This window comes from Rhizobium sp. 18065 (assembly GCF_902706095.1).
Lineage (GTDB): Bacteria > Pseudomonadota > Alphaproteobacteria > Rhizobiales > Rhizobiaceae > Allorhizobium.
The window spans coordinates 129,136-153,439 of the sequence record NZ_CACSJP010000010.1; the positions used below are offsets into that span (position 1 = coordinate 129,136).

General features: G+C 61.1%; 19 protein-coding genes. 10 read left to right on the forward strand and 9 right to left on the reverse strand.

Annotated elements, in window-relative coordinates:
• Positions 1-48: 48 nt before the first annotated feature.
• The 3 genes from pbpC to GVK95_RS20615 all read right to left on the reverse strand — a co-directional run bounded on the left by pbpC (position 49) and on the right by GVK95_RS20615 (position 8,626).
• Positions 49-2,136 carry a penicillin-binding protein 1C gene (gene pbpC, locus GVK95_RS20605; RefSeq protein ID WP_200844345.1) on the reverse strand — a complete coding sequence of 696 codons (2,088 nt, stop codon included), beginning with the start codon at positions 2,134-2,136 and terminating at the stop codon, positions 49-51.
• Complete coding sequence (locus GVK95_RS20610) at positions 2,136-7,589, reverse strand: alpha-2-macroglobulin family protein (protein ID WP_159952568.1); 5,454 nt, start codon at positions 7,587-7,589, stop codon at positions 2,136-2,138. The genes pbpC and GVK95_RS20610 overlap by 1 nt, the downstream gene beginning before the upstream one ends.
• A gap of 110 nt (positions 7,590-7,699) precedes the next feature.
• Positions 7,700-8,626 carry a LysR family transcriptional regulator gene (locus GVK95_RS20615; protein WP_159952569.1) on the reverse strand — a complete coding sequence of 309 codons (927 nt, stop codon included), beginning with the start codon at positions 8,624-8,626 and terminating at the stop codon, positions 7,700-7,702.
• A 98-nt stretch (positions 8,627-8,724) separates the two neighbouring features.
• Here GVK95_RS20615 and GVK95_RS20620 point away from each other — a divergent pair, with 98 nt between their 5' ends.
• Both GVK95_RS20620 and GVK95_RS20625 read left to right on the forward strand, forming a co-directional pair.
• A complete protein-coding gene (locus GVK95_RS20620; protein WP_159952570.1) occupies positions 8,725-9,912 on the forward strand; it encodes an acyl-CoA dehydrogenase in 1,188 nt (395 codons plus the stop codon).
• 288 nt (positions 9,913-10,200) lie between these two features.
• Positions 10,201-11,208, forward strand: coding sequence for a PAS domain-containing protein (locus GVK95_RS20625; protein ID WP_159952571.1), 1,008 nt, complete (start codon positions 10,201-10,203; stop codon positions 11,206-11,208).
• A gap of 20 nt (positions 11,209-11,228) precedes the next feature.
• On the opposite strand, the gene glgX is transcribed toward GVK95_RS20625, so the two are convergent.
• Positions 11,229-13,307, reverse strand: a complete 2,079-nt coding sequence (glgX, locus tag GVK95_RS20630; RefSeq protein WP_159952572.1) for a glycogen debranching protein GlgX — start codon at positions 13,305-13,307, stop codon at positions 11,229-11,231.
• A 157-nt stretch (positions 13,308-13,464) separates the two neighbouring features.
• Here glgX and GVK95_RS20635 point away from each other — a divergent pair, with 157 nt between their 5' ends.
• Both GVK95_RS20635 and GVK95_RS20640 read left to right on the forward strand, forming a co-directional pair.
• Positions 13,465-13,653 carry a DUF3008 family protein gene (locus GVK95_RS20635; RefSeq protein WP_159952573.1) on the forward strand — a complete coding sequence of 63 codons (189 nt, stop codon included), beginning with the start codon at positions 13,465-13,467 and terminating at the stop codon, positions 13,651-13,653.
• On the forward strand, positions 13,653-14,447 hold the full coding sequence (locus GVK95_RS20640) for an SDR family NAD(P)-dependent oxidoreductase (RefSeq protein ID WP_159952574.1): 795 nt from the start codon (positions 13,653-13,655) through the stop codon (positions 14,445-14,447). Before GVK95_RS20635 ends, GVK95_RS20640 begins: the two co-directional genes overlap by 1 nt.
• Before the next feature lie 7 nt (positions 14,448-14,454).
• Here the strand turns inward: GVK95_RS20640 and GVK95_RS20645 are convergent, their stop codons facing one another.
• Together GVK95_RS20645 and GVK95_RS20650 are read right to left on the reverse strand one after the other, a co-directional pair.
• Positions 14,455-14,940, reverse strand: coding sequence for an MgtC/SapB family protein (locus GVK95_RS20645; protein WP_159952575.1), 486 nt, complete (start codon positions 14,938-14,940; stop codon positions 14,455-14,457).
• Positions 14,941-14,994: 54 nt separating this feature from the next.
• Positions 14,995-15,384 carry a hypothetical protein gene (locus GVK95_RS20650; RefSeq protein ID WP_159952576.1) on the reverse strand — a complete coding sequence of 130 codons (390 nt, stop codon included), beginning with the start codon at positions 15,382-15,384 and terminating at the stop codon, positions 14,995-14,997.
• 214 nt (positions 15,385-15,598) lie between these two features.
• On the opposite strand from GVK95_RS20650, the gene GVK95_RS20655 reads away from it, so the two are divergent.
• A complete protein-coding gene (locus GVK95_RS20655) occupies positions 15,599-15,991 on the forward strand; it encodes a response regulator (RefSeq protein WP_159952577.1) in 393 nt (130 codons plus the stop codon).
• Between the two features lie 7 nt (positions 15,992-15,998).
• Here GVK95_RS20655 and GVK95_RS20660 read toward each other — a convergent pair whose 3' ends face one another.
• Complete coding sequence (locus tag GVK95_RS20660) at positions 15,999-16,619, reverse strand: riboflavin synthase subunit alpha (RefSeq protein ID WP_159952578.1); 621 nt, start codon at positions 16,617-16,619, stop codon at positions 15,999-16,001.
• A gap of 234 nt (positions 16,620-16,853) precedes the next feature.
• Between GVK95_RS20660 and GVK95_RS20665 the strand changes: the two genes are divergently transcribed.
• The 5 genes from GVK95_RS20665 to GVK95_RS20685 all read left to right on the forward strand — a co-directional run bounded on the left by GVK95_RS20665 (position 16,854) and on the right by GVK95_RS20685 (position 21,080).
• The gene (locus GVK95_RS20665) at positions 16,854-17,771 is read left to right on the forward strand and encodes a hexose kinase (RefSeq protein ID WP_159952579.1); all 918 of its coding nucleotides are present in this window, start codon (positions 16,854-16,856) and stop codon (positions 17,769-17,771) included.
• A 167-nt stretch (positions 17,772-17,938) separates the two neighbouring features.
• Entirely contained in the window at positions 17,939-19,135 is a 1,197-nt protein-coding gene (exbB, locus tag GVK95_RS20670; RefSeq protein ID WP_159952580.1) for a tonB-system energizer ExbB, read from the forward strand.
• 4 nt (positions 19,136-19,139) lie between these two features.
• Positions 19,140-19,613: a TonB system transport protein ExbD gene (exbD, locus tag GVK95_RS20675; RefSeq protein WP_159952581.1), complete on the forward strand. Its 474-nt coding sequence runs from the start codon at positions 19,140-19,142 to the stop codon at positions 19,611-19,613.
• Positions 19,610-20,545: an energy transducer TonB gene (locus GVK95_RS20680; RefSeq protein WP_159952582.1), complete on the forward strand. Its 936-nt coding sequence runs from the start codon at positions 19,610-19,612 to the stop codon at positions 20,543-20,545. Before exbD ends, GVK95_RS20680 begins: the two co-directional genes overlap by 4 nt.
• Before the next feature lie 76 nt (positions 20,546-20,621).
• The gene (locus GVK95_RS20685; RefSeq protein ID WP_159952583.1) at positions 20,622-21,080 is read left to right on the forward strand and encodes a hypothetical protein; all 459 of its coding nucleotides are present in this window, start codon (positions 20,622-20,624) and stop codon (positions 21,078-21,080) included.
• Here the strand turns inward: GVK95_RS20685 and GVK95_RS20690 are convergent.
• Both GVK95_RS20690 and GVK95_RS20695 read right to left on the reverse strand, forming a co-directional pair.
• Positions 21,077-22,618, reverse strand: a complete 1,542-nt coding sequence (locus GVK95_RS20690; protein ID WP_159952584.1) for a bifunctional aminoglycoside phosphotransferase/ATP-binding protein — start codon at positions 22,616-22,618, stop codon at positions 21,077-21,079. The genes GVK95_RS20685 and GVK95_RS20690 overlap by 4 nt on opposite strands.
• A 135-nt stretch (positions 22,619-22,753) precedes the next feature.
• Positions 22,754-24,295, reverse strand: coding sequence for an aldehyde dehydrogenase family protein (locus GVK95_RS20695; RefSeq protein ID WP_159952585.1), 1,542 nt, complete (start codon positions 24,293-24,295; stop codon positions 22,754-22,756).
• Positions 24,296-24,304: the final 9 nt, after the last annotated feature.

Consider the following 24,304-nt stretch of genomic DNA (forward strand, 5'->3'; position numbering starts at 1 on the left):
CGGCTGCCTGAAACCGTTACGCTTGCATCGGGAGAATGGATCAGTCGCCTATGAGCGAATGAAGATATTGACGCTGGCTGCTCGACCATCAGCATCGATGACGGTCAGGGTGGATTGTCCGGTTCCCTCCGGTTGCCATTCCCCGGTGCGGCGGCGCGTCGATGTTTCCATCGGCTTGCCATTGGCCAGCCAGCGAAAAGGCGCGCGCCCGGCCTGCATTTTGACGATCAGCGGAAGGAAGGCTCCACTTGCGTCCTTGCCGAGTTCGATCTGGGCTCCTTCCGGGGGGTAGACGATCTGGGGCGGTCGCTCGCGGGTCGAGGTGGCAACGAGCCCGTTCGTCCCGGTCGAGAAGCGGCGCAGGCTGACCGGCAAGTCGGATTGGGCAAGACGTGCAGCACCGCCCGGTGCGCGGGGAAGGGGCGTCCCGGCGAGGCCCGACTTGGCAAAGGCTTCGAAGAGAACCGGTGCGGCAGTGGCATAGCCGGAAATCCCGGGGACGGCGGCATTGTCGGGGCGCCCGATCCAGACGCCCAGGACGTATTTTCCGTCATAGCCGACCGACCAGGCGTCACGGTAGCCGTAGCTGGTGCCGGTTTTGTAGGCGATGCCGGCCGGTGGACTTCCGGCCGGCGGCAGGACGGCACCGAGGATATCGGCGATATTCCACGCAGCCATGGGTTCGAAGAGAGGTTGTTCATCGAGAAGGGCGGCTTGCTCGCGGATACCGTCGCCCAGTTGCACAGGCTGGTCGCGATTGACGAGGCCGGCGTAAAGCTGGACGAGGTCCTTCAAGGTGATACCGACGCCGCCAAGCGCGATCGCCAGGCCCGGCGCCTCATTTGGCGGCAACACCGGCCTGACTTCCGCGCGGCGCATGCGGACCATCAGCCGCGACGGGCCGATACCGTCGAGCAGGCGCACGGCCGGCACGTTCAGCGACAGTTGCAGAGCCTGCCTTATGCTGACATCGCCCTGATAGTGCATGTCGAAGTTCTTTGGGCGATAGCCGAAGAAATCCGCCGGGCGGTCCTCGACAATGGTTTCCTGTGCCACCAGCCCCTGTTCAAAGGCGAGGCCGTAGATGAAGGGTTTCAGTGTCGAGCCAGGCGAGCGCTGGGCGCGGGTCATGTCGATCCAGCCGGAGCGGCTGGCGTCGAAATAGCTGGCGGCGCCGACTTCGGCGACAATCTCGCCGGTCGTGGCATCTGCCATGAGCAAGGCGAGCGAGACCTTCGGGTCGAGCTCGCGGACAGCCTCGACCGCCACCTGCTCAAGCCTGGCCTGGACCGGGCGCAGGATCGTCGTCTGGTGCGCTTCGGCAAGCGGAGCCTTGCGGCGCGCGGCTTCGGCGAGATGAGCTGCAAAGGCTGGCAATTGCCGGCGCTGTCGCGGCAGTTCGGCGCCTGCGGCGAGGGCTACTTCGCTCTGCTCGAGCACCTTCGCCTCGGCTGCTCGATCGAGGACGCGTGCGCGGGCCTGCAAGGCCTGATCGGGGAAACGATCCGGCCGACGGCGTTCGGGAAGCTGAGGCAGGGCGACGAGAAGAGCCGCTTGCGCTGTCGTCAACCGTTTCGGCTCCTTGCCGAACCAGGCGAGGCTTGCGGCGCGCACACCCTCGAGATTGCCGCCATAGGGCGCGTGGGTCAGGTACAGATCGAGGATCTGCTGTTTCGACAGACGGCGTTCCAGTTGCAGGGCACGGGCAATCTGGATCACCTTTGCCGTCAGCGAGCGTTCGCGCCGGGGCTCTATCAGGCGTGCGACCTGCATGGACAGCGTCGAGGCACCGGAGACAATCCGACCATTGGTCAGCAATTGCCAGGCGGCGCGGCCGAGCGCCAACGGATCGACACCGACATGGCGCTCGAAACGCCGATCCTCATAGGCGAGGAGCATGCGGATCAGAGCCGGATCGACGTCTTCGGTTGTCGTCTTCAGTCGCCATAGGCCATCGCTGGTGGCAAAGGCACGCAGCAATTCGCCGTTGCGATCGAGGATTTCGGTGGACACCAGACGGGCCTGACCGATCGGTGGCGGATAAAGACGGTCGGCGGTGTCGAGCGCAAAGAGGGCCATGACCGTCACGCTGACGGTCATGGCCGATCCTACAGTCAAGGCGCGCCAGGTCGGCATCACTCGGCCACGGATACGCTCATGTTGCCGGCCGCCGTGCGTGCCGACAACTGGGGACGATACATATCCTCGACCGATGCCGCCGGCAGGGCGAATGTGCCGGGCGATACGGCGCGCACGACGTAAGCCAAGGTAATCTCGCTGTTGTCGTCGGCCTGGCGGTCGAGTGCGGCGACAAAACGATCGCTGCGGAATTCCAGATGGGCTGCCTGGGTTTGTCCGATCCAGTCGAAATTGGCGAGTGTTGCGCTGTCTACGAGGCTTGGATTGTCGATCTCGAAGCCTGCCGGCAGCAAGTCGGTGACCATCAGTTGGGCCGGCCAGTCATCGGACTCGGTCACGCTCAGGACAACGACATAGCGTTCGTTCTGCTGCGCTTCGGTGATGTTGGCTTCCTCGCCATCCAGCGTGTAGTAGGTGCGCGTAATGGCGAAGCCATCGCCGCCGGCGGCAGGTGCCTCCACCGGAGCCGCGACCGTGGTGATTGCGGCACTGACTGGATCATTGCTGCGGTTGGTCAGTGTCACCGGCGATTGCAGAAGCGCTTCACCCGGCATTGTCGCCGCATAGGCACCATCGCGGACACCGCCGTTGACCTCAAGTTTCAGACCTGCGTCGTCCTGCTGCAGCGCGCGGGCCGCAAGCAACATCCAGGTCTGCTCCTGCGTGCTGAGCACCTGCTTTTCGTTCCATTCATCAGCAACGAGCTTGGCAAGGATCGGGACAACCGGCGGAACGGGGCGGCTTTCGGCGGCAAGGGCCAAAACACCGGCGCTGTCGCGCAGCTGCGAGCCGTAGTCCGAGCGGACGAAACTGACCTTTGAGATGCGCGCCTGTTCCGACATGCCGACGGCATCGAGGAAGGTGCTGTTGGAGCGTTCCGCATCGCCATAGAGCGAAAGTGCCGCGGCCAGATGGGCTTTGGATAAGGGTGTCGGGAAGTCCTGCAGCATCGTGTCTGCATAATAACGCAGATCGCTCAGCGATGCCTTGCGGTTGCGGGCCAGCACATAGAGCGAATAGGAGATCTCATTGCCGCGGCTCTTGATGTCGGTGTCATAGGCGATGCGGTTCTGCAGGTTCTGCAGCGCCTGGACCAGCGCCTCTTCTGGCACGTCGAACTTCTTTTCGCGGGCACGGCTGAGGAAGTCGGTGACATAGGCGTCGAGCCAGAGGCTTTCCGAACCGGGAGCCCAGAGTCCGAAGGAGCCGCTGGACGACTGGTAGGACAGCACGCGGAAGACCGCTTCCTGCACACGCTTGTTGATCGCCTCGTCTTCCGGCAGGCCGGAAAGCTTGGCGAGTTCGTCGAAATAGAGCAGCGGCAGGGCGCGGCTGGTCGTCTGTTCGGCGCAGCCATAGGGATAGCGGTCGAGTGCCATCAAGAGTGCCGGCACGTCGAAACTGGCGCGAGAAACGTTGAGGCTGACGGACGCGTCCTGCAGGATGCTGTCGGCGAGCAGATCGCCGCTGACTGTCAGGCTCTGGCCGGGGGCAAGTGCCACGACCTGACGCTCGGTGATCGGCAGGGTCGAGGGGCGCACGGTCAGGTCAAGCGACTGGCTGACGGCAATACCATCAGCACCGGACAACGCGATATCGATCGCGCCCAGGCCTGGCGTTCCTGCTGTCAGCGGGATGGTCACGGTGGTGGTCTTGCCGGCCGTCAGCGCAACCTGCTGCGTCGCTCCCGACGGATCGACATCAACGGGCTCGTTGCTGCTGACGGCCAGTGTATAGTCGCCGGTCGGCGCATCGGTTGCGGCGATGTCGAGGCGCAGGTTGGCGCTGTCGCCGGGTGCTAGGAATTTCGGCATGCTGGCGGTGACGACGACCGGATCGCGGATGACGACATCGGTTTCGGCGTGGCCGACGCCAGCCTTCGACCAGGCGACTGCCATGACACGGGCTGTGCCGTTAAACTGCGGGATGTCGAAGGAGACGATTGCCTTGCCGTCGGCATCGAGCTTTACCGGGCCAGAGAAGAAAGCGACCAGCTTTTCACGCGGCGGATTGCCGGACAAGGCAACCTGTCCGCCGTCGCCGCCTGTACGCAACCGTCCTGTTGCGCCAAGCGAGCCGTCGATCAGGCGGCCATAGAGGTCGCGCAGTTCGAGGCCGAGGCGGCGCTGGCCGAAATAATAGGTTTCCGGATCGGGTGCCTTGTAGCCGGTCAGGTTGAGAATGCCGACATCGACAGCGGCGACCATGACATAGGCTTCCTCGCCGATGCCTGCACCTGCAACCTCGATCGGGATGTCCAGCGGCTGGCGGGGGAGGGTTTTTTCTGGCGGTGTCAGTTTGACCGCCAGCTTGTCGGCGCCGGGATCGACGCTGAGCCAGGTGATGCCGATGGCGCGGGCGGGCATACGGCTTTCCTCGGCGTCGCCGGGACGGAACAGCGTGGCGGTGACATAGGAGCCGGCGCCAAAGTCGGCTGTGACCGGGATCTCGATTTCCGTGCCGCCGGCCGGAACGTCTGCCGTCTGTGATGTGACGAGGCTGTCGGTGCCGATGGTGACCAGAACCTGGCCGGCAAAACGCGGCGAGATCTTCAGCCGGGCTGTGTCGCCGATTGCATAGTTTTTCTTGTCGAGGCCAACTTCCAGCGCATCCGGGGTTTCCGTCGAGCTTGCAGAGACGAACCAGCCGGCATCGAATTCGGTACTGGAGGCCGCGCCATTGGCGCCCGCTTGCTCGATCTCGAGGCGGTGGCGACCCCAGGCGACGGGAACGGAAAGCGCTGTGCCCTCAGCGGCGATGTCGATTGTGCCGTCGGCTACCTGCGTTGTCGTGGTGATCGGTTCGTAGCGCCATGACGAGCCTTCGCGATACCATTGGTAGTTCTGTTCGAGCTTGACCAGCTTCCAGCGTGCTCCAGGCATGGCCTGTTTCTGGCCGTCTGGGCCCACCGCGATCAGATTGAACTGGGCGTTGGAGTTTTCGGCAAGCTCGCCGGTGAATTCCGGCTTGATGCCGATCAGGGCGGTCTCCGACTGGACCGGCACGGTCAGTTTGCGTTCGACCGCCCGGCCGCCGCCTTCGCGCAGGCGCAGAACCACTTCGGCGTTGAGCATCCTGGTGGTCGACGGCAGGTCGGACACGGTTACATCGATGGCGGTCTTGCCATCGTCGTCCAGCGGCTCCAGCTGTTCCAGCGGGATGCGGACATCCTCCGCCTCTTCCTCATCGGACAGGCCGAAGACGTAGCGCTCATAGGCCGGGTTGCTGCTGGTCGGGCGGATGTTGACTTCGCCTTCCAGGCTGAGGCCGGCCGCCGGAGCGCCGTAGAGATATCGACCGTCGACGGCGACAGTGAATGTCTCATCCGGCGCAACGCTCTTGGCTTCGCTGGTCATGTCGAAATCGAGGCGATCGGGGACAAAATCATCGACCAGGAACGACGATTGCGCGATCGCAGCCTTCTTCGGATCGGTGTGGATCGCGACCGTCCAGGTGCCGCGCATGGAATTGGCGAGCAGCGGCAGGTCCACGGCATAGCCGCCCAGGGTCTCGCTGGTCACCGCCATGCGGCGGAATTCGACGCCATCGGGACGGGCGAAGATGAAGGTGAGCGGCAGTCCACCGATCGCATCGGCTTCGGTATCGCGGGCAAGGGCTGCCGCATGCACGGTTTCGCCTGGGCGATAGATGCCACGCTCGGTCCAAGACAGGATATCGATTGGGCCCGGTGCCGGGCGGCCGGTGACGCCACGATCGGAAAGATCGAAGCCGGCGCGGGTCATGTCGAGGAAGACGTTGTCGTCGTCGCCCTTGCGGGCGGCAATCACGGCCGGAGCAAGGGCGGCGCCTGCGCGCATCAGGCCGGCATCGAACTGGGCCTTGCCTTCGGCATCTGTCGTCGCCGTTGCCAAAATCTCGTTGTTCTTGGCGATCAGTTGCAGTTCAACGCCTTCTAGCGGAGCGGCGGATGCCAGCGAGCGGGCAAAGACATGCAGGGCGTCGGTACCGGCAAAGGTCGAGAGGCCAATGTCGGAGATAACGAACCACTGGGTGGCGCGGCTGTCCCAGTCCTCGCTGGTCGAGGTTGGCGAGACGGCGGTCAGCACATAGATGCCGGGCTTGCGGGTCGGCAGCGCCTCATCAACCGGAATGCTGGTGACGACCTCCTTGTTGATGTCGTTGGTGATGTCGATCGTGCCCTGCCAGACGAGTTCGCCTGTCTCATCACGCACGCGGCTTGCGCCATAGCCGTCGAGCTGGGTGAGGAACTGCGAAGCGGCCAGAAGCGGGGCGATGTTGCGGTCGCCGATGCGGTAGAGTTCGAGCTTGGCGCTGTCGCTGTTGACCGACACCAGCGGAATGCCGCGACGGGCGGTCGATGGCAAGACGAAGCTGTCGCCTGTGAAGCGCACGGTGGATGTGCGGTCGCGGACATAGAGGTCCAGTTCGACGGGCGCATCGAGGCTTTCATCGACGGAGGAGGGCAGGCCGGCGCGCAGGGCGAGCTTGTAGCGACCGCCATGTTCAAGGCCTTCGACGCAGATCTGGCTGTTCTTCGCTTCCAGGGCTTTCGGCGCCTTGCCGTCCAGTGTCACGAACGGCGTGTAATCGACGCCGCGCTTGACCAGTTGTTCCGAGAACTCGACGCAGACACGTGGATTGGCACTGTCGGAATCGACCGTATTGCCAACGACGCGAAACCCTTTGCGTGCGCGCAGCTCGCCGAGTTCCGCCTGGATTGCCGGGCTTGATGCCAGTTCGAGGCTGGCCTTGTAAGCGTTGATCGCGGCGCGGTAATTTTCCGAGTTGTCGAGGCCTCTGGCCATCGACGCCAAGGCTTCGGCGCGAGTGGATGCGCCACGGGTCAGCTGGTAACCGTTGATCGATGCCATCACGGCCTCGCTGGCATAGCTGGTGTTGCCGGTGACGGAATTGGCGAAGCGGGCCAGTTCGAGCCAGGTGGCAGCATCGTCGGCATCGATCGACAGCGCGCCTTTCAGGGCAACAAGGGCTGCGTCGAGATTGCCGCTGGTGAAAGCTGCACGCGCCGTGTCGATCAGGTTTTCACGGCCGAGGCCGTTCTGCTCGTCGGACAGTGTCAGGTTGGCCCGCTGGTCGCGTGCATCGGTCAAAAGCTGTTCCGAGAGGAACGGCAGGCGCGGCGGCGCGCCGATATCGGCTTCCTCCGCGTTTTCGACGATGCGACCGGCGACGGCGCCGACGAACGTGTTCAGCTGGTCATAATCAGATTTCAGAAAGCACCACTGGACCTTAGGATTGTAGGTAAAGGCGCGGCATGAGCCGTCGGCGATGCAGCTTGCTTCGCACTCGTCCAGGGAAACGTTCTTTTCCGTGCGAAGATCGAAGCCGAAATAGTCGCCGTCCTGAACGGTTTCTATGCGACGGCTATCCTGGGCGCCTGCGGTTGGTGCAAGGATCATCATACCCAATGCGAGCGCGAGGGTAGCCTTTGCAAGGTGCTTCAACATGGTTCTCTCCCGAAGGCTTGTGCGAGCCTATTCGAAAGTACTCTTGGTCCATGTCAGTGGCTTGTCAATCGGCACAGGCTACAGCTCGGCGATCCTACCTGCAAAGGTTCCTAGATCTTCCGCGCCTCGTTGCGCGTTGCGCTAAACTCCCTTGCCTGTTCAAGAATCCAGGCCGAGAAGGCGCTTGCCGGTGCGTAGGCCATCTTCGACAACGGCCGGACGAGATAGTAGGCGCTGGCGCTTTTGACTTCGTGTTTCCAGGCGCGGACCAGTTGGCCGCTGGCCAATTCGGGCTCGATCAGGAAGGTTGGGACAAGGGCGATGCCAAGGCCGGCCAGGCAGGCCTGAACCACATTGGAAAACTGCTCGAAACGCATGCCGCCGCCTCGTCCGTCAGCGATGTCGAGGCTTGCGAACCATTGTTGCCAGGCGCGCGGGCGCGAGGCCATGTCGAAGAGCGGTTTACCCAGCAGGTCTTCCGGGCGCTTTACCGGGTTGTGTTCCAGAAAGGCCGGACTGCAGACAGGGGCGACCATTTCCTGCATCAGGAATTGGCAATCGGTACCCGGCCAATTCGGTTCTCCGATATGGATGGCGGCGTCGAGGCCGGAACCCTCGAATTCGAACTGGCCGATGCGGGTGGCGAAGTCGATGATGACGGCGGGATTGCGCTGCAGGAAGTCGGGAATGCGCGGCATCAGCCAACGGGTGCCGAAGGTCGGCAGGATGGCGAGCCTGAGATGGGTATCGTCGCGGGTGGCCATGGCTTCCAGCGACAGGGTGCGGATGGTCGCCAGCGCATCGCCAATGCCCTTGGCATAGTTGCGGCCAATGGCGGTCAACTCGACACCGCGATTGGTGCGCTCGAACAACTTGACGCCGAGCTGGTCCTCCAGCAAACCGATCTGGCGGCTGATCGCGCCTTGGGTCAGGGCGAGTTCGCTAGCGGCGGCGGAGAAGCTGCCGAGCTTTGCAACGGAATCGAAGGCGGCAAGCGCGCTGGTCGATGGCAGGAAGCGGCGTTGATGTGTGAGCATTCGTCATGATTAGACCTAATAGCTGCATGAGTAAACATGGCTTGTTTTTGCGCTAGCTATGAGCAAAATTCTGTAAAACCGAATAAGGATACCAAGCCATGAGCGAGATGCAGCCCTTTTCCTGGAGTGATCCCTTCCTGATGTCCGATCTGCTCAATGAAGACGAGCGGATGATCCAGGATGCAGCCGCCGCTTTCGCCAAGGCGGAACTCGCGCCGCGCGTCAGCGACGCCTATCTTGGGGAAACCGTAGAGCCCGAGCTGTTCAAGCTGATGGGGCAGGCGGGTTTGCTCGGCGTGACACTGCCGGAAAAATACGGCGCGGCGGATGCCAATTACGTGTCCTACGGCCTCGTGGCGCGCGAGATCGAACGGGTGGATTCCGGCTATCGCTCGATGATGAGCGTGCAATCCTCGCTGGTGATCTACCCGATCTATGCCTATGGCTCGGAAGAGCAGAAGGACAAGTATCTGCCGGGCCTCGTCTCAGGCGAGCTGATCGGCTGCTTCGGCTTGACCGAACCGGATGCCGGCTCCGATCCGGGTGGCATGAAGACACGTGCCGAGAAGATCGAAGGCGGTTATCGCCTCAAGGGTTCGAAGATGTGGATCTCGAACGCACCGATTGCCGATGTCTTCGTTGTCTGGGCAAAGTCGGAAGCGCATGGCGGAGAAATTCGGGGCTTTGTGCTGGAAAAGGGCATGAAGGGCCTGTCAGCACCGAAAATCGGCGGCAAACTGTCGCTGCGCGCTTCGGTGACCGGTGAAATCGTAATGGATAGCGTCGAAGTCGGCGAAGATGCGCTGCTGCCGAATGTGTCCGGCCTGAAGGGTCCATTCGGCTGCCTCAACCGCGCCCGCTACGGCATTTCCTGGGGCGTACTTGGCGCTGCCGAGGATTGCTGGCATCGTTCCCGCCAGTATGGCCTTGATCGCAAGCAGTTCGGCAAGCCGCTGGCCGGCACACAGCTTTTCCAGAAGAAGCTCGCTGACATGCAGACGGAAATCTCGCTCGGCCTGCTCGCATCCCTTCGCGTCGGGCGGCTGATCGACGAACACAAGTTCGCCCCGGAAATGATCTCGATCGTCAAGCGCAACAACTGCGGCAAGGCTCTCGATATTGCCCGCATGTCGCGCGACATGCATGGCGGCAACGGCATCCAGATCGAGTATCACGTCATGCGTCACGCTCAGAATCTCGAGACGGTGAACACCTACGAGGGAACACATGATGTGCATGCGCTGATTCTCGGTCGCGCCCAGACGGGGATCCAGGCGTTCTTCTAAGGCCCGGATTGAATTTGTTGCTTTTTCGGCACCAGTTTCTTTTAAGGGGTTCTGGTGCCGATGTGTAACATTCTTGCGTCTATCAGCGTAAATATATATATAAATTTCTTCATTCTACGCGGTCGCGCGCTTGGAATTAATGCGAAATGCTTGGCATAACCTTGGGGCAGAGTGGGTTTGTCCGAGACTTGAGCACGCGGGATTTCCCGGATCGCATTGCGGCGATCCGCAAATTTCTCCAACAGAGCCATCTCCGCTTCATCGTCAGGCGATTGCATAGGAGATGGCATGTTTGCCGTTGCGGTTCTCAATAGTGATGCGTTAGCGGCTTTTCGCAGTGAATATCCCTGGCTCGGCTTTGCGGAAGATATCTGTGAAGTCAGCCTGTTTCTGGACGACAACCGGGCCCCAACCCGGTTGACTGCGTTCACGCAGGATGCGCTTGGCGCAAGGTATGCGGCCAATGTCGATGCATTCGGTGTCGAGACCATCCTGGCATTGATCCGCTTTGCGCCACAGGTCGGCTCGAAGATGGAAAATTCACCCGAGGAAGCACGTGTCTGGTCCGTGCTCGAAAATCTGCCGATATCCGACGGCGTCACACCGATCGAAGACGTCGAAGAGCAGCGTAGGCTGAAGCTGGAAGCCGCCTATCGGCTTACACGCCAGATCGCGGTTGAGCAGTTCAACATTCTAATTCAAGCCGATTCCGCAAAGCATAAAGCGGCGCGCTTGCAAAAGCTGATCTCTCAAGTGCCGGACAGCCTGAGTGCAGTCGACGAAAGCCATAAACCGCTGTTTCTTGAGGTGGATCTCTGGCGGCTTGTGGCCGTCCTGCGCGACGAGTTGTCCCTTCCCGCAGATTATGATCTCGCACAGCGCGATGACGTGGATGGGTTTTCTCCGGCGGACATGGAACAGGCGGAATCGGCTGCGATGTCCGACCCGGTCATTCAGGCTCTGTTTGATCTGTCTCCGGTTGCGTTTTCGATCTCGACCATCGGGCAGAATACCTCCCGCTATATCACGGTCAACAAGGCCTATCTCGACCTCGTCGGCCATAGCTGGGACAATATTCGCGGTCATGAAATGGTTGCTTCCGGTGTTGTGGAGGGAAGCGAATCGCGAGTGCACCGGCTGATGCTGCTCGATCGTGACGGTGGTTATGAAGGGCAGATTGCCGATATTCGTAATGCGGCGGGCGAGATTGTTCCGGTGCAGATATCTGCACGGCGGTTGTTCATTGCAGGCCAATTTTACGACTTCGAGGTTTTGACCCGGGTGGCGGAGGCCTAAGCGTCTGCCACCCGGTTTCGTCATGCTCTGCGCAAGAGTGCCAGTGATCGAGCCTGGAGAAGGAACGGCTGGCCTTCGCGGGCGACGTCTCCGGCGCGGTTCGGATCGAAGGTCGTCATTTCCAGGCGCCAGTCGCGACCGGCGGTCTTCGGCAGGGTGAAGTCGATGTCGTGGTCGACCGGATTGAACAGCAGCAGGATTTCCGGCCAGACATCGCCCTGGTCGGCGAGATCCTCCCGCATGAGCTTCAGGGCGAGGGGATTGCCATCAAGCCAGTGCTCCGGCCGCTGGACACCGCCGGTGACGTTGTACCAGTCGATGACGGTCCCGTCGCGCCAATTGGCACGGCGCAGCAGCGGCTGAGCCTTCCGAAGGGCGATCAGGCGGCTGGTGAAATCGCGCAGCTCGTCGCAGGTGGGCGGTAGGTTCTCCCAATGCAGCCAACTGATCTCGCTGTCCTGGCAATAGCCGTTGTTGTTGCCCATCTGCGAACGGCCGAACTCGTCGCCGGCCAGAAGCATTGGGGTGCCGTGGGAGAAGAACAGTGTCGCCAGGAAATTGCGCTTCTGCCGTTCACGCAGCGCGATGATGCCCTCGTCGTCTGTCGGTCCCTCGGCGCCGTAGTTGTGGCTGCGGTTGTCGTTGTGGCCATCGTTGTTGTCTTCGCCATTCGCCTCGTTGTGTTTGCCATCATACGAGACGAGATCATTCAGCGTGAAGCCGTCGTGCGCGGTGATGAAATTGACACTTGCCCAGGGGCGACGACCGCGAAGATCGTAAATATCGCCGGAGCCGAGCAGGCGTGCGGCAAAGTCGGGCGCGCAATTGTCGCCGTTCAGCCAATAGTCGCGGGTTGAGTCACGATACTTGTCGTTCCACTCCGCCCATCCGGGCGGGAAGCCGCCGACCTGATAACCACCCGGGCCAATATCCCACGGTTCGCCGATCAGCTTGACCTTGGACAGCACGGGATCCTGGCTGATCGCATCGAAGAATCCGCCGCGCTGGTCGAAGCCTTCTGGCTCGCGACCCAGGATAGTGCCGAGATCGAAGCGGAAACCGTCAACATGCATCTCTTCCGACCAGTACCGCAGGCTGTCCATGACCATCTGCAGCACCCGCGGATGCGATGTGTTGACGGTGTTTCCGGTGCCGGTATCGTTGATGTAGTAGCGGTGATTGTCAGGCAGGGTCCGGTAGTATGAGAAATTGTCTATGCCCTTGAAGGACAGTGTCGGGCCGAGTTCATTGCCTTCGGCGGTGTGGTTGTAAACGACATCGAGGATGACTTCGATGCCGCCGTCATGGAAGGCCCGCACCATGTCGCGGAAGCCAGTGAGGCCATTCGGGCCGTAGTAGCGACTTGCCGGCGAGAAGAAGCCGATCGTGTTGTAGCCCCAGTAATTGCGCAGATCTCGATCGAGAAGGTGGCTGTCGTCGGGGAAGGCGTGAATCGGCAGTAGCTCGATCGAGGTGATGCCAAGGCTTTTGACATAGTCGACTGCTGCCTTGTGCCCCAGGCCTTCGAACGTTCCACGCAGATGTTCGGGAATGGCTTTGTTCAGTTGGGTGAAGCCTTTCACATGCGTTTCGTAGACGATCGTGTCTGCCCAGGGGATCCTGTTGAAGCCATTGCTCACGCGGCTGGCACTCGGGTCGATCACCCGGCATTTCGGCATCACCGATGCGCTATCGAGGGTGTCGAAGGACAGATCCTTCTCATCGCTGCCCATGTCATATCCGAAATGCGCCTCGGACCAGGCGAACTCGCCTACAATTTCGCGCGCGTAAGGATCGAGCAGCAGCTTGTTGGCATTGAAGCGATGACCGTTGGCTGGATCATGCGGGCCGTGAACCCGGAAGCCATACAGCATTCCCGGACCGACACCGGGCAAATAGCCGTGCCAGATTTCGTTGGTGTATTCGGGAAGCTCGATCCGCGCGATCTCGGCGCTGCCGGTTTCATCGAAAAGGCAGAGTTCGACGCGTTCTGCATGGGCGGAGAACAGCGCGAAATTGGTCCCTTCCCCATCATAACATGCGCCGAGTTGCTGCCAATCGCCGGCCTGGACGGGAAAATGCTTGCTGCTGGCGTCCATTAAAATTCCTCAAGTGGCTGGGAGGTGCGCTGCTTAAAGCGCCAATCTCGGTTTTTGTTCCCGAAGCTCCGCCTCGGGGCGGAACATTCAATACGCTTGCCGGTTTTGTGCTCATGCCAATCGGGCGCTGTTCTTGCCTCATTTTCGGAGTGACATCATGCCAGCAAAGTCGAAAGCACAGCAGAAGGCAGCGGGCGCTGCATTGGCCGCCAAACGAGGAGACATGCGCAAATCCGATCTCAAAGGCGCTTCTCGTGACATGGCTGAGAGCATGACCGAAAAAGAACTGACGGATCTGGCGTCGACCAAGCGCAAGGGCAAACCCGAGCATGTTGGTGGTCGTTGATGGCAGCGGAAAAGAGGGAATTCGCGCAGCGGACCGCGCTTGTAACCGGCGCCGGATCGGGCATCGGCATGGGGGCTGCTCTCAAACTCGCCCGAGATGGCGCCTTTATCGGGTTGCTGGGACGCACAGAGGACGAACTGTTGTCGGTGTTGCGGGAAATTGAGGCGGCAGGCGGCCAGGGCATGCTGCTCGTGGCTGATGTCAGTGTCGACGCTGAGATGGCCAAGGCGGTGGGCAAGCTGTTCGAGGCAACCGGTAGGCTTGATATCATCGTCGCCAACGCAGGCATCAATGGGATCTGGGCTCCGATCGATGACATGAAGCCCGCAGAGTTCGACCAGACGATCGCGATCAATCTGCGCGGGACCTACCTGACACTGCATTACGGCGTGGCGCGCATGAAAAAGAGCGGGGGTTCGATCATCGTCATTTCATCGATCAATGGCACCCGGTCGTTCACCACGCCAGGGGCGACAGCCTACTCGGCGACGAAGGCAGCCCAGCTTGCGATGGTTCAGCAACTTTCGCTCGAACTCGGACGGCACGGGATCAGGATCAATGCTGTATGTCCCGGTTCTATCGAGACGGAAATCGATGACAACACCGAGATGCGCAAGCGCAAGCAGACGGAAGTGCCAGTGGTTTTTCCGGACGGGGATATACCACTCACTGGTGGCAAAGCCGGCACGATTGAGGATGTCGCGGAAGCTGTCGCCTTTCTGGCCTCCGACCGTGCCCGTCACGTGACCGGCACGCCGATCTGGATCGATGGCGGGCAGAGCCTGCTTCGCTGATGGGAATTCACGTATCGTCGCCTTTCGGCAGTCTGTCGCCAACGAAGTGCAGCAGCCAGAGAACAATCAGTGCGAAAGTGCTGGCGATCAGGCCGATCTGCCAGAAACCGAGACCGCAAGCCAGTCCGATCGACCCGGCGAACCACAAGCCGGCGCCCGTCGTCAGGCCCTGAACCTCGCCTTTGGAGTAGACGATCATTCCGGCGGCGAGAAACGCAACCCCGGCGGTGACCGCTTCAATCAGGCGCAGCGGATCCATTCTGACACCGTCGCCCTGGAAGACATCGTAGTGCACGATCTCAATGGTGAGAAGGGCGACGATTGCGGCTGAAAGGCAGACAAGAATGTGCGTGCGAAGACCGGCGGCACGGCTTCGCCACTCCCGCTCAAATCCGATTGCGCCGCCGCAGATCATGGCGATGAACAGGCGCAGGACGATGGACGACAGAGGAAGACTGGTCTCGGTCCCGAAGGACAAAAGTTCGTTTGGCATGGCGCCTCAATCAAAAATGGGCAGCGATCTGCACTGATCGCTGCCCTGTCTGTTTCAGTGGTTGTGTTCGGTCGCTGCTGTCGACGTATAGGTCGCCGAAACAGGATCGCTTGCCGGAAAGCTGTCCTCGAGACCTTCCTCGAGCGCACTGCCGCTGCGATTGTCGTCCTTGCGCTCCTGGTTCAGGCTTTTGACGGCCTCGCTGGCTTCGGACGAACCATCGCGGTCCCCTTTGCCCTCGGCGCCTTTCTCCGTCGGGTTGAAGGAACCCGCCTGAAGCAGGATGACTCGGGCCTTCTGCACGGCATTGTCGCGGGTCAAGGGATTGTTTTCGGTTTGCGCCATCGCGACCGAAATTCGCTCGTTTCCATCGCCAATGAAATCGACTGTGAAGCCCGCCTTCACACCATTTCCTTCGCGAACCTGGGTTTCAATGATCTGCATGGCTGATCTCCTTTTACACTACGTGGCAAAACGTGGGAGAAAAACGCAGACTATGCCCGGTAGTTCCATCGGTCATTTCGATCGCATCTGATACCGTTGCCGAGGTGCTTCGACGCCAAAGGCCTTAAGGCCTTGTTTACCATGTCATTTGGCATTTTAAGAAAATCTGAACAAAGCCTTCGACAGCACGTTGTGTTGTCGAAGGAGATCAGTGATGCCAGCAGGACAAGCCTTAGCGATCGATACAATCCTCATTGTCGAGGACGATGTCTTCATTTCCATGGATGCTGCCGATGCCGTTGCGCGCGCAGGTGTCAATGTGATCACGACAGAGAGCGTCAGCGACGCGCTCGACATTCTCGAGCATGAACATATCTCGGGGGCTATCCTCGACTTCCAGGTCCGCGATGGTGCTGTGACGCCACTGGTGCAGCGCTTGCTCCGTCAGGGGATTCCGTTCCGCATAGTGTCCGGTTCTGCCATTGGGGTGATTGAGAAAAACGGCATTCCCAAGTCCCTCATTGCGTCGAAACCAGCGGACTATGGCAAGGTTCTTACGGCCCTGATGGGCGATGGTCCATCAGGGCAAATGAAGGGGCATCACTAGGGCTTGATTATCGAGCCTTGGCCGCCAGTCTTTCCAGCGTGCGCTCGACAACATCAACCATCACCATTGTCTGGTGGTCGATTTCGATGTTCAGCGCGTCACCCGGCTTGTAGCGCGGGAATGTCGTCTGGCGCAGTGTCTCGGGAATGAGGTTGATCGTGAACGTGTCCCCCTCGGCCTCCGCGACGGTCAGGCTTGCTCCATTCACCGCAAGATAGCCGCGTTTGAAGACGTATTTCGCCCATTCCTCCGGAATGCGGAAGCGGATGAAGGCGCCGGGCATGTTCATCTTCGAGGCTACGAGTTCCGCCGTCGAGGCGATATGGCCGGCAATGTTGTGCCCGCCATTCTCGTCAGTCGGCTTGGCTGAGCGCTCGACGTTGACGCCGTCGCCAATGCTCAGGATGCCCAGATTGGTCCGATCAAGCGTCGCATCCATGGCGTCGAAGGTGACGCGGTTGTCGGTAATGGTGGTGACTGAAAGACAGACGCCTTCGATCGAGACGCTTGCGCCGATCTGCAGGTCTGCCATCAGCCGCTCTGGCAATTCCACATGGAACTGCGTGTAGCCGTCATGACGAACGATGTTGGTGACCGGGGCCACGGTTTGAACGATACCGGTATACATGGGTGTCTTTCCTTCGGCGATTGTGCGGAACGTAATGTCTCTTCGCGCAAAGACAATCCCCGTTTTCCGATCTCAGTGTTCAGCAATCGGGATACATTTGTCGAAACACCGTGGCACGCAGTGACGCGGAGTGGTGTGGGCATCCGTCTTTCGCCCGGGTTGCTGCGATCAAATGCCAGGCGATATAGATCGTATGCGAAGTTTCTCCTGTTTCGAAAAGCTGTTGATTGCGCCATGACGAAAATTCTCTGCATTGCCCTCAATCCCGCCATCGATATTTCCAGCGATGCCGACGTGGTACGCCATACCCACAAGACGCGGACGTTCAACCAGCAGCAGTTTCCGGGCGGCGGCGGCGTCAATGTTGCAAGGGTGATCAGTGAACTCGGCGGCACGTGCGAATTGATGTTCCTGTCCGGTGGCGCCACCGGGCAATTGCTGGAAACGATGTTGCTGCCGCTGGCGATTGCCGGACGCGCCTTTCCGATCCACGATCCGGTGCGGGTCGCCTATGCGGTGCATGAACTGTCGACCAATCAGGAATACCGCTTCGTGCCGGAAGGGCCGCTGGTCAGCGAAGCGGAACTCGAGCCTGTATTCGAGGCCGTCGCCACGTCGGATGCCAAGTACATCGTTGCCAGCGGCAGCCTTCCCCGTGGAGTGCCGGATGACTGCTATGTGCGGCTGGCCGAACTTGCTGCGGCCAATGGTGCGCGGTTCGTGCTCGATACCTCCGGCCCGGCTTTGGCGGCAGCGCTTGCGCGGGCGCGCATGTTTCTGGTCAAGCCGAGCCTTCGAGAGTTCGAAGCCTTTCTGGGCCGGACGCTCGATCATGACAGTGTCGGGCCGGCAGCGCAGGACTATGTCCGCAAGGGATGCGCGCAGTATATCGCGGTTACGCTCGGGGCCGATGGTGCCATACTGGTTTCCGCAGATCAGATCATCCGGGTGCCTGCCATCGCCGTTCCGGTCCAATCGGCTGTCGGGGCCGGGGACAGTTTCGTCGCCGGCATGACCTGGTCGCTGGCCGAGGGGCATGGCATCGACGCGGCATTCCGCTTTGGGCAGGCGGCGGGCGCCGCTGCCGTGATGACGGCCGGCACCGAGCTTTGCCGTCGTCAGGATGTCATCGATCTCCTTGCGCGCCAGTAAGATTTAAACCGACTTCTAACTTGTGCGCAACTATCCGCTTTTTTGATTGGCGGACACCATTATTACTTGTCACAAGTAGTCAGGTTTATTAAGGAGAGGCAGCGCAACCGGCGCGGCTCGAACGTTGCCGGTCCTTTTAGCACCGAGTTACATATAGGGAGCTCCCAATGCCTCTCACTCATTCGGGACCTTCGATCAGAATGATCGGCCTGACCATGCTGGTCGGCCTCGCGGCCCATACGGCTGTTCTCTCCCAGGAAAACGGCGCACAGGCTGTAACGCCATCTGCTCCAGCTGTGCAGAATTCTCCGGTCACGCCCACCGTACCTTCCGCCGCACAAGTTGCCGAGCCGGGTATCGCCACTCCTTCAACTGATGTTGTTTCTCCGGTCCAGGCGCCGGCAGTCAGTGCGCCGTCAATGGCGACACCGGCAGTCAACGCACCGGCAGAGGCACCTGAATCTGCGGCAACGGCCGCGCCAGTAACCAGTTCTCCGATTGTCGAGCCCGCAGCCAATGCACAAACGCCAGCGCTAGTTTCAAGCGAGCCTGCCGCTTCGGATGCGCCTGCACAGTCTCAATCTGCCGAAACGACCCCGGTCGATGCTGTCGCGCCTTCGGATGTGTCGGCAGCGGCGATCCTGCCGCACGACTTGTCGCCCTATGGCATGTTCATGGCGGCGGACTGGGTGGTCAAGGCGGTCATGCTTTCGCTGGCTTTCGCCTCGCTCGTCACCTGGACCGTCTGGGTTGCCAAGACCCTGCAGCTGTTCGGCGCAAGGCAGCGCGCCAATCGTGGACTGAAGGCCGTGGTCAAGGCCAGCTCGCTGCAGGATGCCCTGATTGCGCTCGAGCGCCGTGGCGGTGTCGTTGCCACCATGGTCCGCGCGGCAAAGCATGAAATGTCTCTTTCGGACGCTGCGATCGATCATGCCGGTGGTGCCGGCGTGAAGGAGCGCGTGTCGTCGGCGCTGGGTCGGATCGAAGCCCGCGCCGGGCGGCAGATGGCCAAGGGTACGGGCGTGCTCGCCAGCATCGGATCGACAGCGCCCTTCGTTGGCCTGTTCGGGACCGTCTGGGGTATCATGAATTCGTTCATCGGCATTGCCGAGACGCAGACGACCAATCTCGCGGTCGTTGCACCCGGTATCGCGGAAGCCCTGCTTGCGACCGCAGTCGGTCTGGTTGCGGCCATTCCGGCGGTCATCATCTACAACGTCTTTGCCCGCTCGGTCACCGGCTATCGCCAGTTGCTCTCCGACGCGTCAGCCGGAATCGAGCGGCTGATCAGCCGCGATCTGGATTTCCGCAAGACGGCGTTGCGGGATACGCGTTCCGACAAGATGACGCTGGCTGCGGAGTAAGGTCATGGCTGGCGGGATTCGCGATAACAATTCGGGTGACGATCTCAGCGAAAATCATGAGATCAACGTCACGCCGTTCATCGATGTCATGCTGGTTCTGCTGATCATCTTCATGGTGGCGGCACCGCTCTCGACCGTCGATGTCAATGTCGATCTGCCTGCCTCGACGGCCAAGCCGGCGCAACGCCCGGATGAACCGGTCTATGTCACCCTGAAAAGCGACATGAGCCTGGCGCTCGGCAATGACGTGGTGACGCGGGAAGCGCTTGGCGGCGCTCTCGACCGCCTGACGACCGGCAACAAGGATGCGCGGATTTTCCTGCGTGCCGACAAGACGGTCGACTACGGCAACTTCATGGAAGTGATGAACCTGCTGAGGGACTCGGGCTACCTCAAGATCGCCCTGGTCGGGCTCGAGACCCTGCCCACGCCGCAGAGCGCAGACGAGGGCGCGCCAACGGCGGAGCCGCAGCCATGAACATCAATGGCGAGCCCAGATCTCGCGGACGAGTGATCGGCGAATGGCTGCTGTGGACGACGGCGGGACTGACGGTTCTTGCGGCCCATGCCGGCGCTGTGGCGCTGATGCTGCGCGAGCCGCCGATCGAGCTTGCCGATGGAGCCCCGCCGGCCGCCATCATGATCGAACTGGCGCCGGAACCGGAAGCCGTGATCACCGAGGAAACCGAGGTGTCGAGCGAGACGGTCGATGCCGAGGAAATCAAGACGGCGTCCAACGAACCTTTGCCTGAACCCGTGGAAGAGCCGCCGGTCCAGCCCTTGCCGGAGCCGCCGCCGCCTGAACCTGTCGTCGAGGAAGAGGTGGTCGAGCAGATTGTCGAGCCGCCGCCTGTCATGCCCGAGCCGCTGCCTGAGCCCGTCGAGGAAATAGACCCGATTGACCAGATGGTGATGGCGCAACTCGACAATGTCGAAGTGCCGATCCCCATGGTGCGGCCACCCGTGCCAGAGCCGCCGGTAGAAAAGAAGCAGGAAGCCAAGCCGAAGAAGGTGGTGAAGAAGCAGCAGACGCCGCCTGCCTCTCAAGCTGCGCGGCAAGCCAAGGCGGATGTTACACAGTCCAACCGCAATGCGGCGAAGGCGGTCAGCAGCGGTGCCGGACGCAGCGTAACGCCGGCCAAATGGCAGTCACGTCTGATGTCGCATCTTGAACGGCGGAAAAAATATCCGTCGGAAGCGCGCAGCAATCGAGAAGAAGGCACGGTCTATGTGCGCTTCCGCATCGATGATTCCGGCAATGTGCTCTCCGTCTCCCTGTCGCGTTCGTCCGGTTATCCGTCGCTCGACAATGCTGTCCTGGCCATGGTCCAGAACGCCTCCCCGGTTCCGGCACCGCCGGCCGGTGTGAACAAGACGATCACGGCTCCTGTGCGTTTCAATATTCGCTAAATTTATATTTGCTGACTTGTGCCGGCTTTCCTGTTCATCCAATTTAACGGGATCAGGGAATGTGGGCGAGGTCTGAATGAATTTGCTGCAGGCGTATGAAGCCGACTATGCGCTGATCGAAAGCTGGCTGGATGAAGTCTTTCCAAGGGCCTGCGCCGATGCCAGACTTGCAATTGCTCCCGATGTTCCTCCACGCCATGTGACGGCAGTTTCGCGCGACGAACGCTGGTGGCGTATCACTGAGGGTGACGGCTTAGAGGCAGTGTTACTGGTTCATGCCAATACCACGCGCTGCACCGTGGTCGTCATTGCCGGCTCTTCCGTCCCGGAGACATTCCTTGCAGACAAGGTGGCGGCGACCACTGTCGGAGCGACGGAGATTGGCTGGCGCCTTCATGCCGTCGACAGCCACCGGCTTGTCTGTTTTTTCGATGACATGGATCTCGGTGCTTCCGGCGGGCGCAATGGCAGCTGGGTGGCACGTGATCTGGCCCGGATGCTGCGCTGGCTGCTGTCCGACGGCACGGCTTTTTAGCCAATCTTTAAAGTCTGGGCGTCGATCCTTGATTTGATCTCGTCAACGAGAGCGTTGATCGTGCGCTTTGCATCGAGCTGGTGCCAGGTGATGGCGCCGGTGTCATGGGTTAACTGCAGATCCAGAATATCGGGCGTGGCATCGGAATCGCCCTTGGGCCTTGCCGCGACCCGTGCCCGCAGGATTTCTGCATCGGCCGTGAGCCAGATACCGATGAACGGCACCTTGCATTCGGTGGCCATGGCTTCGATCGCCTGGCGATCGGATTGGCGATCAAACACGGCATTGACCAGGACGCTGCCCCCGGCCAAGACGATGGCGCGCGCCTTTTCGTTCAGCTGATCGTAGACCTTGCGGGAAATTTCCGGGCGATAGGCCTCGGGCGGAAGGGTTTCGCTGTGGTTGGTGGAAAACATCGCCTTGCGGATCCGGTCGCTTTCAAGGATGCGCGCGCCAGGCGGTGCGCCGAAGACCGGCGCCAGAGCTTCGGCGAGCGTTGACTTACCCGAGCCGCTGAAGCCGCCGATCGCCACGAGACAGGGGCTGGTGTCTGCGAGCAGTTTTTCCGCAAGGTGGAAGTAGGAGCGCGCGCTAGCCTTTGCTGCGCCTGAGGCATCACCGATTTCGGCGATCTGGGTGGCGGTCACATGGGCGCGAACGGCGGCGCGCACGGCCATGAAGAAGGGCAATAATGCAAAGCCGGCATCATCGCCGGTGCGATCGAGGTAGCGATTGACGACGACATTGGCGAAGTGTGGAAAGTCGCGGTGCCAGAGATCCATCAACAGGAAGGCGAGGTCATAGAGCACGTCGCAGGTGGCGATCTTTTCGTTGAAGTCGATGCAGTCGAACATGCGCGGACCTTCGGGACCAAGGAAGAGATTGCGCAGATGCAGGTCACCGTGGCAGAGCCGGACCTGTCCCTGTCTCTCCCGCTGATCCAGCAGGGCCGCGTATTGGGTCCAGGCATGCCGGAATGCCGATGTCAGGCTTGCAAGCGCGGCAGGCTCGAAGATCGTACCGGTGGCAAAGCCTGCCTCGTTGATGTCGAGCACGCCGGCCATGTTCGCCGCGCCACGTTCCGCATGACTGACCGGGGCATCCTTGTGAAAGGCGGCGATGCGTTCTGCGGTTTCCTCCAGCAGCGCTGCCGTCAGTCGTCCACCAGCGGCCATGCGGTCGAATAGGTCGTCCTGCGCAAATCGCGTCATTTCGACCACATAGTCGAGCGGCGTGCCGTCTCCGCCAAAATGCAACGTGCCTTCCGCAGTTTGTCTGATTGTCCGAACGCCAAGATAGATTTCCGGCGCTGCCCGGCCGTTGAGCTCAAGCTCGCGTTCACAGAAATGGTGACGCAGGGCGCAGGTCGAAAAATCGGCATAAGGCAGTTTGACGGCGCGCTTCAGCTTAAAGGCGCGGTCGCCGACCAGAAAGACGATCGAGATGTGCGTCTCGATGATCTCGACGGCATCCGAAGCACCATAGGTTTCCGGCTTGCTGAGAAAGGCAATGACAGCCGATTGGTCCTGGATTTCCATATGCTCACCTGCAAGCGCATTCCGATGCAGGAGCTTCGCCGATTTCAGCGGTGATGGCCAGAGCGGGGTCCGGCGGCTGTCGTTCAGATAAAAATCGGTCCGGCGGCAATGAGATGCCGCCGGACCGATTTCAGCTTATTCGATATCGAACTTGACGCCCTGGGCGAGCGGCAGGGTGCGTCCGTAGTTGATGGTGTTCGTCGCACGGCGCATATAGGCCTTCCAGCTGTCCGAGCCGGATTCGCGGCCACCGCCGGTTTCCTTCTCGCCGCCGAATGCGCCGCCGATTTCCGCACCCGACGGGCCGATATTGACATTGGCAATACCGCAATCGGAGCCACGGTCGGAAACGAAGGCTTCGGCCTCGCGAATATCGTTGGTGAAGATCGACGAGGACAGGCCCTGCGGAACGGCGTTGTTCAAAGCCAGCGCGTCGTCGAAGTCCTTGTATTTGATGACATAGAGGATCGGGGCGAAGGTTTCGTCGACGACCGGACCTGTCTGTTCCGGCATTTCGACCAGCGACGGGCGAACGTAGTAGGCGTCCTGTGCCTCGTCGGCGAGCGCGCGCTCACCGCCGGATACCTTGCCGCCAGCTGCTTTCGCCGCATCGAGTGCCTTCTGCATGCGCTCATAGGCGCCCTTGTCGATCAGCGGACCGACCAGCTTGCCGGCTTCCAGCGGGTTGCCGATGGTAACCGATCCATAGGCCTTGATCAGGCGCGGGACCAACGTGTCGTAAATGCTTTCGTGGACGAAGAGGCGGCGCAGCGAGGTGCAACGCTGACCGGCGGTGCCCATGGCGGCAAAGGCGACGCCGCGCAGGGTGAGGTCGAGATCGGCGCTCGGGGCGACGATCGCGGCATTGTTGCCGCCGAGTTCGAGAATGCTGCGGCCGAAACGCTGCGCGACGCGCGGACCGACGGTGCGGCCCATGACGGTCGAGCCGGTCGCGGAGACGAGGGGAACCTTCGGGTTGTCGACGAGGACTTCACCGATGTCACGGCCGCCGATCAACAGGGTCGAGAGATTGGCCGGAGCCTTGCCGCCCTGGGCGACATAGCGCTTGACGGCCTTGTCGAAGATTGCCTGGGTGGCAATGGCGGTGAGAGGGGTCTTTTCCGACGGCTTCCAGACAGTGGAATTGCCGCAAACCAGCGCCAGCGCCGCGTTCCACGACCAGACGGCAACCGGGAAATTGAAGGCCGAGATGATGCCGGTAACGCCAAGCGGGTGCCAGGTTTCCATCATCCGGTGCTCGGAGCGCTCGGTGGCGATGGTCAGGCCGTAGAGCTGGCGCGACAGGCCGACGGCGAAATCGCAGATGTCGATCATTTCCTGGACTTCGCCCAGTCCCTCGGATGTGACCTTGCCGACTTCGATCGACACGAGGCGGCCAAGGGCATCTTTGGCGGCGCGCAGTTCCTCGCCGAGCAGGCGGATCAGTTCGCCACGCTGCGGTGCAGGAACCAGACGCCATTCGAGGAATGCCTGATGCGCGGCGTCGATGGCCGTCTTCGTGTCGCCGGCGGAGATTTCGACGAGGGCTGCGAGCTTTTCGCCATTGATCGGCGAGCGGACGGTGAGCGTGCCGCCTTCGAGCGCCTTGGCGTCGACGCCAAAGGTTGCCATCAGCGAGACGGTTTCTGCCGCAAGGTTGAGGTTTGCGAGGGTCATGGTGGTCCT